Source organism: Paenibacillus xylanivorans (assembly GCF_001280595.1).
GTDB classification, from domain to species: domain Bacteria; phylum Bacillota; class Bacilli; order Paenibacillales; family Paenibacillaceae; genus Paenibacillus; species Paenibacillus xylanivorans.
On sequence record NZ_LITU01000075.1, the window covers coordinates 152,130 to 164,929 of the forward strand.

The 12,800-nt window shown below is 50.8% G+C and carries 10 protein-coding genes; 1 reads left to right on the forward strand and 9 read right to left on the reverse strand.

Going from position 1 to position 12,800, the window contains the following annotated elements; translation table 11 throughout:
• Positions 1-116 precede the first annotated feature (116 nt).
• The 8 genes from AMS66_RS24020 to AMS66_RS24055 form a co-directional block, all read right to left on the reverse strand.
• The gene (locus AMS66_RS24020) at positions 117-1,457 is read right to left on the reverse strand and encodes an LLM class flavin-dependent oxidoreductase (RefSeq protein ID WP_053783314.1); all 1,341 of its coding nucleotides are present in this window, start codon (positions 1,455-1,457) and stop codon (positions 117-119) included.
• A 309-nt stretch (positions 1,458-1,766) separates the two neighbouring features.
• On the reverse strand, positions 1,767-2,042 hold the full coding sequence (locus AMS66_RS24025) for a glutaredoxin family protein (RefSeq protein ID WP_053783194.1): 276 nt from the start codon (positions 2,040-2,042) through the stop codon (positions 1,767-1,769).
• A gap of 435 nt (positions 2,043-2,477) precedes the next feature.
• The gene (locus tag AMS66_RS24030; protein ID WP_053783195.1) at positions 2,478-4,037 is read right to left on the reverse strand and encodes a glycosyltransferase family 2 protein; all 1,560 of its coding nucleotides are present in this window, start codon (positions 4,035-4,037) and stop codon (positions 2,478-2,480) included.
• Positions 4,038-4,101: 64 nt separating this feature from the next.
• A complete protein-coding gene (locus AMS66_RS24035) occupies positions 4,102-4,866 on the reverse strand; it encodes a GT-D fold domain-containing protein (RefSeq protein ID WP_236703597.1) in 765 nt (254 codons plus the stop codon).
• Positions 4,867-5,678: 812 nt separating this feature from the next.
• Positions 5,679-6,410 carry a sugar phosphate nucleotidyltransferase gene (locus AMS66_RS24040; RefSeq protein ID WP_053783196.1) on the reverse strand — a complete coding sequence of 244 codons (732 nt, stop codon included), beginning with the start codon at positions 6,408-6,410 and terminating at the stop codon, positions 5,679-5,681.
• Positions 6,407-7,180: a glycosyltransferase family 2 protein gene (locus tag AMS66_RS24045; protein ID WP_053783197.1), complete on the reverse strand. Its 774-nt coding sequence runs from the start codon at positions 7,178-7,180 to the stop codon at positions 6,407-6,409. The genes AMS66_RS24040 and AMS66_RS24045 overlap by 4 nt, the downstream gene beginning before the upstream one ends.
• Positions 7,177-8,292, reverse strand: a complete 1,116-nt coding sequence (locus AMS66_RS24050; protein WP_236703598.1) for a glycosyltransferase family A protein — start codon at positions 8,290-8,292, stop codon at positions 7,177-7,179. The genes AMS66_RS24045 and AMS66_RS24050 overlap by 4 nt, the downstream gene beginning before the upstream one ends.
• Before the next feature lie 62 nt (positions 8,293-8,354).
• Positions 8,355-9,305, reverse strand: coding sequence for a glycosyltransferase family 2 protein (locus tag AMS66_RS24055; protein ID WP_236703599.1), 951 nt, complete (start codon positions 9,303-9,305; stop codon positions 8,355-8,357).
• A gap of 761 nt (positions 9,306-10,066) precedes the next feature.
• Here AMS66_RS24055 and AMS66_RS24060 point away from each other — a divergent pair.
• Complete coding sequence (locus AMS66_RS24060; protein ID WP_053783199.1) at positions 10,067-11,632, forward strand: M4 family metallopeptidase; 1,566 nt, start codon at positions 10,067-10,069, stop codon at positions 11,630-11,632.
• A 186-nt stretch (positions 11,633-11,818) separates the two neighbouring features.
• Here the strand turns inward: AMS66_RS24060 and AMS66_RS24065 are convergent.
• Positions 11,819-12,800, reverse strand: a 982-nt coding sequence (locus AMS66_RS24065) for a WIAG-tail domain (protein WP_201782220.1), incomplete at its 5' end; no start/stop codon positions are given.

The following is a 12,800-nucleotide window of genomic DNA, read 5'->3' on the forward strand; positions in this document are numbered from 1 at the left end:
CCTATATGTTAACTTGGTTTTATAGCATCATTCGGCACCTTCAGCATATGCAATCCGAATATTTCATCCGGACGCCTCATTCTTAGACCGCTGCCGATTTCCTGCTTTCCATTTTCTTATGCCTCGGTTCCGACTTGCTCCCGGGCAGCCGTGTAACGATTCACCGGAATTTGCACGCCGAGATTACCACGCAATGTGTCATGCTCGTATTCGGTGCGATAGATGCCGCGCTCTTGCAGAATTGGAACAACCAGCTCCACGAAATCGGACAACCCACTTGGCAGTTCGGAATGAATAATGAATCCGTCAGCCGCTTCCGCTTCAAACCATTTTTGGATCTGGTCAGCCACTTGCTCCGGTGTTCCGAGGAATTTGCTCTTAGGTGTTGCTGCTCGCAGGGCCACTTCCCGCAGCGTCAATCCCTGTTCTTTGGCATCCCGCTTGATTTTGTCCGTACCACTGCGGAAGCTGTTGCTGCCAATGCCATTCAACTCAGGGAATGGTTCATCCAACGGATATTGGGAGAAGTCATGATGTTCGAAGAAACGTCCCAGATAGTCCAGCGCTTTATCGATGGTGACCAGGCTGGCAATCTCCTGATATTTCTGTTCCGCTTCCTCTTCTGTCCGTCCAATGATCGGATTGATCCCTGGCAAAATGACAATATCCTGTGTGGAACGTCCATAGGTTGTTGCGCGGGTTTTGACATCCTTATAGAAGGCCTGTGCATCCTCAATTGAATCATGCCCCGTGAAGACAGCATCCGCTTCTTTGGCAGCAAGGGTCTTGCCATCTTCCGAAGAACCTGCCTGGAAAATGACCGGCTGCCCCTGCTGTGAACGTGCAATGTTAAGTGGGCCCTGCACGGAGAAGAACTCTCCTTCGTGATTGAGTGTGTGCAGCTTGGATGGATCGAAGAAAACGCCGCTTTCTTTGTCTCTTACAAAGGCATCGTCTTCCCACGAATCCCACAAGCCCTTGGTCACTTGCAAATATTCCGTTGCAATCCGATAACGTTCCGGGTGAGTAGGATGGTTGCTTTTACTGTAGTTTTTGGCTGAACCTTCAAGCGGGGATGTAACCACGTTCCAACCAGCACGGCCATTACTGATCAGATCAAGGGAACCGAACTGTCGGGCAACCGTGAATGGATCACTATAGGAAGTCGAAAGTGTTCCAACCAGACCGATCCGTGATGTAATGGCGGCCAGGGCGGACAACAAGCTGATGGGCTCAAATCGATTCAAGAAGTGAGGTATGGATTTCTCGGTAATATATAGACCGTCAGCGATAAAAACGAGATCGAATTTGCCTTCTTCTGCTTTCAACGTCTGGCGTTTGTAAAATTCGAAATTCACACTGGCATCCGATTGAATCTCCGGGTGTCTCCAAGTCGTCATGCTGCCTCCCACACCGTGGACAATCGCTCCAAATTTCAAACTGCGCTGAGTCGTCATAACCATTCCGCCTTCCTTGGATTAGGATATATCAAGAATTTTCTTAAGTCCGATCTGCTATGGATTACGAATGAGGAAATTTAAAATTAACTATTCCTATGAGTTTGGTCAGCTTTAATTCCACAAATCTTATCACTGCCCCGCACATCGGTCAACAGCGTTACTTATAGAACTTTTCTATATAAGGATTGGATATCTGAATAAGGGGATAGATGATGGCTTAAAAGTCCCGACTGCTGCAAACTGAAATGACAGCCTTCAGCAGCCAGCAGCCGGAAACTGCTTTATCAAGAGATCCGCCACGTCCGGTCAGACTGCTGCTTCATCGAGCTGGGCAAGAAGTTCCGCCAGTTTCTCCAGATCGGGCTCCAGTAATGCTTCATACTTGCCGTCTCCACCCACTTCAATGACGGGTACATGTCGAATGCCATATTTGGCTTCAAGCACGTCCCTCAGGACATCGTTGCCTTGCACTTCGATGTTCTCAAAAGGCTGGTTGCGGGCTGTGAGAAATGCCTTGACCTCCCCGCAGAAATGACAGCCTGTTTTGCTCCAAAGCACTACTTTTTTCGATGTAGAAGACATCGGCATACCTCCTGATTGATTCATTGTCAGATCAGGGATGGCTCACCACCCAGACCATTAATTCCTATCTGTTAAATAAGAATTATGGCTATAAATGTACTCCTCACCACTTCAAGCGTCAATGGATCTGCCAATAGAATAAACCTATAAGAGGATAGAAAGATTAAATTTTAATTTTGAAAAGAGCTCTGCAAGAGCTCCTTTAATCCTTGAACGTGTCGGTAATCATGTTAAAGACTTGTTTGGAAGTGGCACTTGGAGTTTATTAAACTGCTCGTGTAAAAGTAATTCGCTAATCACCCTATATCGTTACATTTCATAAACGTGATATATGTAAAGTTCGGATGCGGAAAGATGTATAGCGTTATGATACGCTGTACATCACAATCCGCATCATGCTGTCGTGCCAATATACAAGGCAGCCGAACCCCGTCATTACAAATCTTCGTTCAAGAGCTGGGGAGGAGCTATAATGGGCCAGCCTTCTTCGATCATACGCAATTGGTTCGCGGATACATGAACGATATGCCCGGATTTCACGCCCCATCGTTCCGCAGCATAAGGGGTTACAAACCTCCTGCGTTTACTGCCACTAATCTGGTACCATATATCCCGCTCATTCGTCGCGGCAACAATCATGCCTTCCTCCAGCGCATCCCGGTTGCTCTGAACGGGTTGAGCATGAACATGACTTCTTTCCAGAGGCCAGCCCTGTACCTCACCTACCGATACCAGTGACTCACCTGCGGGTACGCCGAGCAGATCCGGTTTGGCTACCAGAACGGGAGAAATACCGCGTGGAACGGGAATGTTCAGCTTGCGTCGGTGTCCACGCATCAGTTTGTAAACATCGCCCTTGATATCAGAGATGAAACAGCCCTCCGGATAAAAATCCGTACTGCGTCTCAGCTTATGCATTACATCGCTGCTGCCCTTGGTGGAAATGCGCTGTCGCAGGTCAGGGGAGTCCTCTTTGCCAAGAGGGGGCGTGTTCTCCTGCTGACTGGTCGATACCTTGGCATGCAGCGAGAGCCGGGAAGTATCGGCAACCAGCGCATGGGGATCTCCCCATTTTTGTGTATAAAACTGTTCGTTATCCTTATTCACGACTACATAATCCTCTTCTCCCAACGCCTTCATGCTTACACTTCCGTAGTGATGTATGAAGGCATCCCCGGCTACCCCCAGCCTGTATCCCGCCAGTTTCACCCGAATGATCCAATCGTCATCTTCAAAATTGCCCACGGCGTAACCTTCATCAAGGTAACCTACCCGCTCCAGCAATTCCCGTGAGAACAGCCAGCAAAACCCGACCAGCCTTTCGGTCTCCCGATGTTTCGTGGCATCCGGGCGATTATGTCGGGCAGCAAAAGACCACATGTCCTCCACTTCACTGTACGGGACTTCAATCTGCTGATCTCCGCCGATGTAATTCGTAACCGGACCCACGACTCCCATCTCGGGATGACTGCCAAGATAGGTCATCATGTTATCCAGCCAGCCCGGGGTGACCAGTGTATCATTGTTCAGTACGACAATGTGTCGACCTCTCGCCATCATCAGTCCATGATTAACACCACCGGCAAAACCACGATTCTTATCCAGTGCAGCGACCCTTACCATGCCACCTTTGCGAAGCATGGCTTCCGCCGTGCCATCCTTGGACGCGTTATCCACAACAATAATTTCAAAGGGCGCAGGTGTATGCTTTTCAATACTGGACACACATTGCAGGACATATTCGCGCTGGTTGTACGTCGGAATAATAATGCTTACCCCTTCGAATACCAGCCCGAATGAGCTTTCCCCCTGTCGCACTCCCTCATCATAACCTCTATGGTAGCCCTGCTTATACAGTTTTGCGTTCTTGGCTGCCCGTTTACCTGAGCCTTGGCGCCTAATTTTCCTTCCACTACGACTTCGAGCTGAGTGCAAAACAACGGTTTCAGATGACGATGCTTTCCGCTGTTTTGAACGTCTGCCTGATGTGCTCATGTTGCTTCCTCCATTTCCCCGCATCCCAATGCACGTTACGATGAACGTCGCACCAGACCGTCCATTAGAGTTGAAGCTCTCCAGTAACCAATTTGTCAGCTAAATGTCCAAAATCTATGGCAACCCTCCCCAGCTCACCAGCGATTCGGCGGCACAGAATGACGGCTGGAATTCCTGCCGCTACAAGAGCGATATCGAACGAATGCTCCGCAGTCTGCTGCATCACTCTCGGGATATCCGCAACCCCCTCCACTGCACCTATGATGCCTGTCACATGAATTCCGTGACCGTTCAACAACGCCCCGAGCTCAGCAGCTCGGCTTCCAATCAGCAGCACCCGGCGTCCCTGCAGCACAGGCAACAATAGACCCGAATGATGCAGGCTGTAGTTAATCGTGGAACTGGTCAGTTTCAGACGGGACCAGTCAATGCCGAAATGCCAAAATACTGGAAATAACAGCCCCTGAAAGGTGGGCGCACGCGAGATGGGGACACCTACCCAATCGGCGCCGCGAATGGCCTCCGCGAGCTCAGCGCGGATGTCCGGGGTGGAGCGTGGCACCCCTGCATAAGGCAGAAACGGTGCCAGCTCCTGCACTTGCTCGCCTGGCAGCACCGTATCGGCTGCAAGGGTCAGCAGTTCGCCATCTCCGAGGCGAACGACGGACAGGGGGCGCTGCGCATCCAGCGCCCCCTGGATGTGGCCAGCCATCTCATGAGGGCTAGCCAGCCGGGTCAGGGTCGGCGCGTATTGGCGGAATCCCGCCTCGATCAGATCTGCCGCCGCCACGGCTGGCAGAATATGATCGGGCGGGATGTGCTGCGCCACCAGCGCCTCCCCGCCCGCGAACACGCCGTCGCGGAAGCCCTCGGCGTAGCCGCTCTCGGGCGCTGCTGCCGGCTGCGCAGGCGCCGATGCCCTTGCGCTGCCAGCATGCGCGGCAGCGCTTTCCCGCCCCGCGGGCGCGACACCACCGTGGCGGTGTGTCGCTTGCTGCGGGGCGGGGCCAGCACCGCTGGCAGGCAACGCCTGTGGCGTGCTGGCTTGCGGTGCTGGCCTGGGCGCACGCTGCGCAGCCGTGCGCGGTTTGGCGCGGGCGCCTGCGGCCCGCCCGCTGCGCGGCGCAGCATGCCCGCGGCCTGCAGCTGCGCGCTTGCCAGCTTTGGCTCGCGCCCCTTTGCTGCCACGGCTCATGCCTGTACGCTCGCCTGCTTTCGCTCGCGCACCTGCGCTGCCCCGCCCTTCGCCTGTTTTTGCTCCCATTTTGGCTCTTGCTCCTGCGCTCCCACCACGTCTTGCACCGATACGTCCGCTGGCTTTGGCTTTCTGCTCTGCATGGTGCTTGCCTTCTGTTCCTGCGTGTTCCACACTTCTCAGCCTCGTACCTTCGTTTAAAGACTCGCGGCCTAAGCTCGCTTTGGGCTGCACTCCCACAGCTTCGTTCCAAAAGACGGCATGACTGCCCAATGTTTTTTTCCTACTCAAGTTGCTGCGTTTTGCTGCTCTCACGGCATTCCCTCCCTTGGCATGCACGAGGAGTGCCGCCGCTGCACAAAGCGCCGGAGCATTCTTCCAGCTCCGGCGCAGGTTGTTCTGCTCTCAAGGGACCTCTCACAGCGGCAACATCAGGCGCATATATTTTAGGGCAGTTGGCCCTTCATGCGGATGGCTGCTTCCTGAAGCGATTGGAACGTCCCAGCATCACTCCAATATTTTTGCAAAATATCGTATTCCAGTCCTCCAGCCGCTGCATAATGATTGTTCACGTCCGTAATTTCGAGTTCGCCGCGTGCAGAAGGTGCAATGTTCTGAATAAGGTTGAATACATGGTCATCATACATATATATGCCAGTAACACAATAAGAGGTCTTGGGATCACTCGGTTTTTCCTCAATGTATGAGATTCGTTCCGGATGCTGTGGATCAAACACCGGCACCCCATACCGCCGTGCATCGTCCACTTTTTTAAGCAAAACACGAGCCGTACCAGCAGGCTGTTGCAAATAACGATCCACATAAGGCTTCAAATCATCGCTAAACAGATTGTCACCCAACAGCACAACGAATTTTTCTCCAGGAAGGATAGAGGATGTCGCCAGATCCAATGCTTCAGCAATTCCACCTGCCTTCTCCTGAATCCGATACGTGAGTTTGACGCCATGATCTGCTCCACCACCCAAATACTCCGTGTATAACCCAGCGGAATGTTTGTTGATGACAATCAATATTTCTTCTATGCCTGCCTGGCGGAGTCTGTCGATGCCATACATAATCATCGGATGCTTGCCGACTGGAATCAGATGCTTGTTAATTAGCCGGGTCAGAGGATACAGTCGTGTTCCGGTTCCGCCAGCAAGAATTACACCTTTCATTCCACTATCCCTCCTTCATCGGATGTCTCAATATATTTAAGGGGATCGACATGCCATTTGTTGATAAAAATGGATCGATTGCGCTCAAGCAACTGTTTCCATGCCACAGGATCGGTCTTCAGGAAACTCGCGCTGCCGCGATGATGTACGAGCACATCCCCGCATACCAGCAAACGATACCCTTTCTGGCAGGCCCTGTAACAATAATCGTCATCTTCATAGTGTCCTGGTGAATAAGCTTCGTCAAGCACACCAATGTCCTCCATCACACTTCGCCGCATGAGCATGCATAAACCGACAATCCGTCTGACTTCCTTCCACCTGGAAGCATCGACTATATTGTTGGCAGCAGCCAGTTCCTGAAAATGTGCCATGTCCCTAAACTCCAGTTCCACCTGCTGGATGCCACTTGCATAGTTGGTCATCGGTCCTGTAATGCCAATGTTTGCATCACTGTAGAGGGCTGCACGCAGATTGTCGAGCCAACGGGATGTAACTGTAACATCATTATTCAGCAGCAACAGCTCATCACCACATGCTGCACGGAGTCCGGCATTGCAAGCTGCAGGGAACCCCCGATTATCCGGTAATCGGACAAAACGAATTCGTTCCCGGGCACAATACGCTGCCGTTCCGTCAACAGAACCATTATCCACAACGATAATTTCATATGACGTATGAGGATCGGTATATTTTCGAATGGCATCGATACATGGCTTCAGCAGGTCCAGCCCGTTGTACGTCGGAATAATAATACTCGTCAGTGTCATCTGGCATTCCTCCTATTGGCCACTTCAGCACGGGATATGGACCGGGCTTGTGACGTATTGCCGCCCATATCCAGCCAGGTTGCAATCGCCTCCAGATGGTCGCCGATGATCAATCGGGCGACTTCGTTGCCGCTGCCCATATTGGTGGAACGCAGACGATTGGAACGAATGACATCCACCTGACTGGGCGCAGTCACTTTTAATCCATGCTGAATGGCTAGACTTTGTGCCTTGGGAGGAACGGCCAGCGCCTCTGGCTTTACAATCTGAATCATCCTGCGTGAGAGGGCATGAGGTACGGCCGTCAACGAATTGGAACCCAGATCCGAACGGTTCAGCACGCGGTTGAGATATGCTTTGATCCGGCTCACTTCATCCTGACGGGCGAATGGAGGCAAAAGGGATGAAAGATTATTCAGTGCGACATCATCCCCACGGTCGACTGCATACAGAAACGGGGCGAGTTGCTCTGCCGGCACGACCATATCCCCATCCACAAAGAGAAGGGTCTCCGCCTCCGTCATCTTGGCCCCCAATGCACGGCCTACATCATGTCCCGCCCGATCAGGTTCATATACCAGCGTGATACCAGGCTGTTCAAGCACCTGTGTTAGACTGTTGTCCGTTGTTCCATTCAATACCACAACGATATCCGTCAGCGGTAACCGTTTCAGTTGTACGAGCACTTGCCCCAGCGTAAGTTCCTCATTACAGGCACAGACGACCGCAGCGGCAGGTTTATTAAGGGCAAGTGGTATGATATTCAATGAACGTCCCGCAGCATGAGCATAACCCTGCATGAATGCTTTTCCTGCCTGCATTGCGGCAGAATAGCTCCTTAGCTCCGCTGAGATCACAGCCTCATGCTCCTGCCATGTCGAACGTGCATGTTGTTCAATCGATTGCTCCTTTTCCAGCGCCTTGCGTCCTGCACGTTGCCCTGCGCTGAATGCATCATGCAATACGGACCTGTTCGTTGTCGACCTGCTCGCTGCTGAACTCTTTAGCGGCGATTTAGTCAGGCTCTTCCTGCCCATGGTTCTCGTTCTGTTCCTTGTTGTTCGTCTGCCTGCTGTCCGTTGACGACGGACGCCCCCTGAACGCTCCTTCATTTCCTCACCTCCAGCATGTTGCATCTTTTGACGAAGTTTCTTTCTTGATTTATGCAACATGCTCACCTCGTCAGGCTACGAACACGCTGCAGATCAGAATGTCCTCCGCGGGGACCAAGCGTATCGGTTATCCACTTGATCGCTGTTAGATGATCATTCCATACCACTTGACTGAGCGGGTCAGGTCCGCTTCGTTTCTTGACTCGAACTGCATTCATTTTTCCTACAGGCACATGATGAACAGCACGCACCTTCAACCCGCTGGTAACCGCCTTTGCATGTGCCAACGGTGGAGTCTCCAGTGTATCCGTACCAATCACATCAAGTGCCCTGCGATTTAATGCATGCGGAATGGCAGTCATGGAAGCCCCTTGCAGATCAGGTCTGGCGAGCATGCTGTTCAGCGCATGTTTGGCCTCTACCACAGGGTGAACAGAGATACGCGTCACCGGCCCGTTGTAATCATTAAGGGCCACATCCGTCCCGTCCAGAATCGCTCGCACATAAGGCGCGAGATGTTCTGCAGAAATTGGTATGTCTGCATCCGTGAACAACAGCACCCTGCCACGAGCTGCCGCTGCACCGATTCTTCTTCCTCCATCATGTCCCAAAGCTTCGGTATAACGAAGCACCTGTGCCCCTGCCCTTTTTGCCGCTGCTGCCGTCCCGTCCGTTGAACCATTCACAATAACAAGCACTTCAGCATCACGGCATATACGCAGCGCCTGACGGACGACTGCACCAATGGTTCTCGCTTCATTCATGGCAGGTATAATGACCGAAAGCAGTGGTTTATGCGAGTTCGTCGAATCCTGTGCAAGCGTCTCTCTCATCGCATGCTCAGCTCCGAATGCTGGCAATTCCGTTTGTTCCAAGGGTGGAATCACGTATTTATAGGCCTTTGTACCCTTTTTGTAAGCTGATTTCAAACGACGTTTCTTTAATTGCGCTTTTTTTTGTGCCAGATTCGATTTGGCTGCAACAAAAGCGGTATTGCCGCGTTTTTGCAACACAGTCACCTCCCGGGTGTACATCATCGGCATGCAAAGGGAGTACACGTTATTCTATGTATTCATGGAGCAGTGGAAACGGCGTATGTCCTTGAACCGAGCAGGTTCTGTCTGCCAGCAAGCTTAGTCAATCCATTTATTTAGACAAAATTCGTCAAACTATTTGAAATCTGCTACAGCTCCCCTACTTCAGACACAATTTTAAGAAAAATTTAAAATTGCATCTTTTCCAAACATTTACATTGTGATAACATACGTTGCAAGCAGTGGATTGACAAAAAAATCCTAACAAGGAACACACGTTCCTTTAAAATCCTTTTTTATTCCTATTAATTGACCTTGGGTTAATTATGCTCGCAGGATGATCCGGGAGACTGTTTTTTGTTTGGTGCATGTACCTTGAGAGGAGTGATGCCGTTCAATACGTAATTCAGGTTTTATTATGTGAACCCGGAACGAACACCCCGGCTCCGTAAGAACATCTTCTGCTTCGCAAGTGGACAAGACCCCTGGCTTCTGAAAGAGGAACCACAATGAACGATTAAGACTCATGGCTGAACCGGATAAACGGTACTCCTTTGACACGCCTAACCATAGGCTTACAGGCTCTGCCGAATTTGTTCCTTATCGTTTCTTTGTCATATTCCACGTTTCAGATTCAGCCCCACACTCCGCGCTGCCCAAGTTGCAGACGGAACTCCAACCGAGATTGGCATAATCATGTATTTTCCAAAAAAATCATATTGAGAATGGGAGAGTTTACTATGAAATTTGCTAAAGTTATGCCAACAATTCTTGGAGGAGCTCTTTTGCTCGCTTCCGTATCTTCTGCTGCTGCAGCTCCATTGTCTGATCAGTCCATTCCATTGCAGGCCCCTTATGCCTCTGAGGAGGGTATCCAGTTGAACAGCGGCTCTGACGAAACGATCTTCAATTTCCTTGGACAACAGGAACAATTCCTGAATTCCGACGTGAAATCCCAACTCAAAATTATTAAAAGAACTACGGACACCTCTGGTGTACGACACTTCCGCCTGAAACAGTACATTAAAGGAATTCCAGTTTACGGTGCCGAGCAAACGATCCACTTAGACAAAACAGGCCAGGTTTCATCCGCACTTGGAGATCTCCCACCGGTTGAAGAACAAGCTATCCCTAATGACGGTGTCGCTGAAATCAGCGCAGAAGATGCGATCAAGATTGCATCGGAAGAAGCCACTTCCCGCGTCGGAGAGCTTGGCGAACCACAGAAAACTCCTGAAGCCGAGTTGAACATTTACCACAATGAAGAGGACAACCAAACCTATCTTGTTTACATTACCGAAGTCAATGTGCTTGAACCAGCTCCATTGCGTACCAAATATTTCGTGAATGCCGTTGACGGCAGCATCGTATCTCAATATGACCTCATCAACTTCGCAACTGGTACAGGTACAGGTGTCCTTGGTGATACCAAAACCCTTACAACCACCCAATCCGGCAGTACCTTCCAACTGAAAGATACCACTCGCGGCAAAGGGATTGAAACCTACACCGCAAGCAATCGCTCCACCATTCCAGGTACACTCCTGACGGATTCCGATAATGTATGGACCGATCGTGCAGGAGTAGATGCCCATGCCTATGCTGCTGCCACGTATGATTTTTACAAAAACAAGTTCAACCGTAACGGTCTGGATGGCAACGGTTTGCTGATCAAATCCACGGTACATTACGGCTCCAACTACAATAACGCATTCTGGAACGGGGTACAGATTGTATTTGGTGACGGAGACGGTACAACCTTCACTTCCCTGTCCGGTGATCTGGACGTAGTTGGCCATGAATTGACTCACGGTGTCATTGAGAATACAGCCAATCTAGAGTATCGCAATGAACCGGGCGCATTGAACGAAGCCTTCGCAGATATCTTCGGCAACACCATCCAGAACAAAAACTGGTTGATCGGTGATGACATTTACACACCTAACATTCCAGGCGATGCACTGCGTTCCCTGTCCAACCCTACATTGTATGGACAACCTGACAAATACAGTGACCGTTATACCGGAACAGCTGACAACGGTGGCGTTCATACCAACAGCGGTATCATCAACAAAGCGTACTATCTTGCAGTTCAAGGCGGCACGCACAACGGTGTCACTGTAACTGGAATTGGACGCGATAAAGCCATTCAAATCTTCTATAGCACACTCGTGAACTATCTGACACCAACATCCAAATTTGCTGCGGCAAAAACAGCCACCATCCAGGCAGCCAAAGATCTGTACGGCGCGACTTCCGCTGAGGTTACTGCAATTACCAAAGCTTATCAAGCTGTAGGTCTGTAAGAATCCATTTGTTGTTGAACTCATATTGAATCGTTCAGGCACCCCTCATCGTCCGAACGGAGCAAGCTTATAATATGAAAAAAAGCGGTGTCCCGGACAAATCCGGGAACCGCTTTTGTCTATTTAAACATGTGAAATCATTCGTCCACAGTTGTGTTGAAGATGAAGGCACATGATCCCGCACTCTTACACGGAAGGCCCGGCGGCAATCCATGACAACAATCCGTACGTGTATGTGGAGCCTGCAGTACGTGACACTTCCAGTACGGCTTCATCTTCACTCTGGGAGAGGAGCGACACCTGGAATCCCCGATCATTACACATGGCTACAATCACATAGTGTTCCGATATAAACGACTCTTCAAAGGCCACCGATACTTCCACACATTCTTCATCCTCAGGCAATATAAAGGCCTCCATACCGAACTGCTGTACCACAGGCTGACGGCTGACACTCCGTACAGGCTGGAATGCCAGATGTTTGGCCTGAACGGCTCCGGATTGCAACTGACTGCTGCCCACTGCTTCATCACACAGATGTTCCTGCGTAACCGATTGTTCACTCAATTTAAACTCCGTAGTTCCAACATTCTCCTGTAACAGTTCAAGCTGTGGCTCCTGAACCTGAGCTGGCTCCTCTGTCGTCAATGAGGCAGCTGCCAATGGTTCTTCAAGCTGGTCCGTTTGGGATGCCTGCTCTTGTTGTTCCCCCAGCTCCTGATTCGATGTCTGGTGAATTTGTGTTCCCTCCAGACCGGCCCCCGTCAGTGGTACGACCATTGCCTGCTGTGATGGCTGTACAGCCTCACTGTCTGCCTGAAGCAATGCCTCTTGTCTTTTGATCGCTGCCAGCTGTTCCAGCGTTTCTCCACTGAACTGACGAATCGCATTCCATATCTCTTGGCTCAAATGCGCCGGACCTACAATTCCCGCATTCAAGTGGTTGGATGTAATGCTTTGTTCACTCAGTTTGCTGCCGTTAACGCTGCCATCGGCCAATTTAGCACTCGTTACGGACCCATTTTGCAGATGGACCCCGCTCACTGCTTCCTCTTCCAAATGGGTTGTGCGGATACTGCGTTCTTGAATATGATCAGCTAGGATCGTTCCATCCTGAATATGCCGAGATTGCACACTTTTGTCTGCCATGTGGATAGCCGATACCGCT